Origin of the sequence: Actinomyces polynesiensis, assembly GCF_000820725.1 — a bacterium.
GTDB lineage: Bacteria > Actinomycetota > Actinomycetes > Actinomycetales > Actinomycetaceae > Pauljensenia > Pauljensenia polynesiensis.
Genome location: NZ_CCXH01000122.1, coordinates 1 through 2,055, shown reverse-complemented (window position 1 = coordinate 2,055; position 2,055 = coordinate 1). Strand labels below are relative to the sequence as shown.

Genomic DNA, 2,055 nt, shown 5'->3' with positions numbered 1-2,055 from the left:
CAGACGCACCCGCTCATCAGCCACGTGGTCGTCGTGGGCGACGGGCGTCCCTACATCGGTGCGCTCATCACCCTGGACCCCGAGATGCTCCCCGACTGGCTGCGGTCCCACGGGTTGGAGGTCGTCGACCCGGCGACCGCCGCCGACCTCCCCGAGGTCCGCGCCTCCCTGCAACGGGCCATCGACCGCGCCAACCGGCAGGTCTCCCGCGCGGAGTCCATCCGACGCTTCCGGATCGTGGACGCGGCCTTCACCGTGGAGAACGGCTACCTCACCCCCTCCCTCAAGCTGCGGCGCTCGAAGGTCCTCCACGACTTCGCCGACGAGGTCGACGCCCTCTACTCCGAGGGCGAGGCCGAGAAGGTCGCGGCGGAGAACCGGGAGGCCTCCGGCCGCCGGCGTCGGCGCCACCGGGACTGACACGGTGGGTCCGGGAGGGAGCGCCTCCCGCCCCGGGTAGAGTGGCGGGCAGTGACCACGCCGCCCCAGCGGCAGGAAGGCGGAGACCCATGCCCATGCGCAGGCTGGAGGACGGTTCGTGGGAGAACACGGCCCCCGTCGAGGTGGACCCCACGATGAACCTGCCCAAGATGCTCGCCAGGCGTGCCCGTGAGCACCCGGGCCAGGTGGCCATCGAGAGACGCACGGATGTCGGCTCCTGGCGGCCCGTGACCATCGAGGAGTTCCTCCGCACCGTCGAGGACACCGCGCGTGGGCTCATCGGGATGGGCCTCCGGTCCGGTGAGCACCTCGCGATCCTCGCGCCCACGTCCTACGAGTGGGCGGTGCTCGACGCCGCGGCCCTGTCCTGCGGCGCCGTGACGGTCCCGATCTACGAGACCGATTCCGCGGCCCAGATCCACCACATCCTCGACGACGCGGGAATCGTCCTCGTCTTCACGGCCACCTCCCAGCAGGCCGACCTGGTGGAGTCCGTGAGGACCCCGGACCTCCGCCGGATCCTCTCCCTGGACCGGGGTGCCGAGGCCGAGGTCTCCCGGGCCTCCCGCTCGGTCGCGCCCGTGGACGTCGAGGAGCGCACCGAGGCCGTGGGCCTCCACGACGTGGCCACCATCATCTACACCTCGGGAACCACGGGGGTGCCGAAGGGGGTCGAGCTCACCCACGCGAACTTCATCGAGAGCTTCGTCCAGGCCTACGACTTCCTGCCGGCCCTCATCAACGACCCCCGTTCGCGGTCCCTCCTCTTCCTGCCAGTCGCCCACGTCCTCGCGCGCTTCGTCATGTACGCACTCCTGACCGGTCAGGGACGCGTCGCCTTCGCACCGGACACGAAGAACCTCGTCTCCGACATCGCGACCTTCCGCCCGACCATGCTCCTCGCTGTCCCCCGGGTCCTGGAGAAGGTCTACAACCTGGCATCCGCCAAGGCCGGGAGCGGCTTCGCACGCACGGTGTTCTCCTGGTCGGCGAAGCAGGCGCGCGAGTACTCCCGGGCCACCGCCTACGCCGGGTCGGGCGGGGTCACCCCTCCCGGACAGGACGTGCCCGTGGCGGACACCTCCCGCGTGCCGGACTTCACCTCCGAACCCTCACCGGGGCCGGCGTTCTCCCTGCGCGCCCGCCACCGGCTCGCCGACGTGCTCGCCCTGTCCAAGGTGCGCGCGGTGCTCGGGACGAACCTGGAGACGGTGATCTGCGGGGGCGCGCCCCTCGCCCTCGACCTCGCGAACTTCTACCGCGGCATCGGCATCACACTCCTGCAGGGCTACGGACTGTCGGAGACCACGGGGCCCATCACCGTGGAGATCCCCGGTGACAACCCCCCGGACTCCGTCGGGTTCGTGTGGCCGGGCAACCGGATCAAGGTGGCGGACGACGGTGAGCTGCTCCTGCAGGGCGTCTCGGTGACCTCCGGCTACCACAACCTCCCCGAGGAGACGGCCCGCTCGTTCCGCGACGGGTGGTTCGTCACGGGTGACCTCGCGAGCATCGACGACACCGGGCACCTGCGGATCACGGGCCGCAAGAAGGAGCTCATCGTGACCGCCGGTGGGAAGAACGTGTCCCCGGAGGTCCTCGAGGACGCCCTCC

Annotated in this window: 1 protein-coding gene and 1 pseudogene; both read left to right on the top strand. The window is 70.9% G+C overall.

Going from position 1 to position 2,055, the window contains the following annotated elements:
- Positions 1-420, top strand: a pseudogene (locus TA90_RS05815) (long-chain fatty acid--CoA ligase); the annotation flags it as partial.
- An 89-nt stretch (positions 421-509) separates the two neighbouring features.
- Positions 510-2,055, top strand: a 1,546-nt coding sequence (locus TA90_RS05810; RefSeq protein WP_043535070.1) for an AMP-dependent synthetase/ligase, incomplete at its 3' end; no start/stop codon positions are given.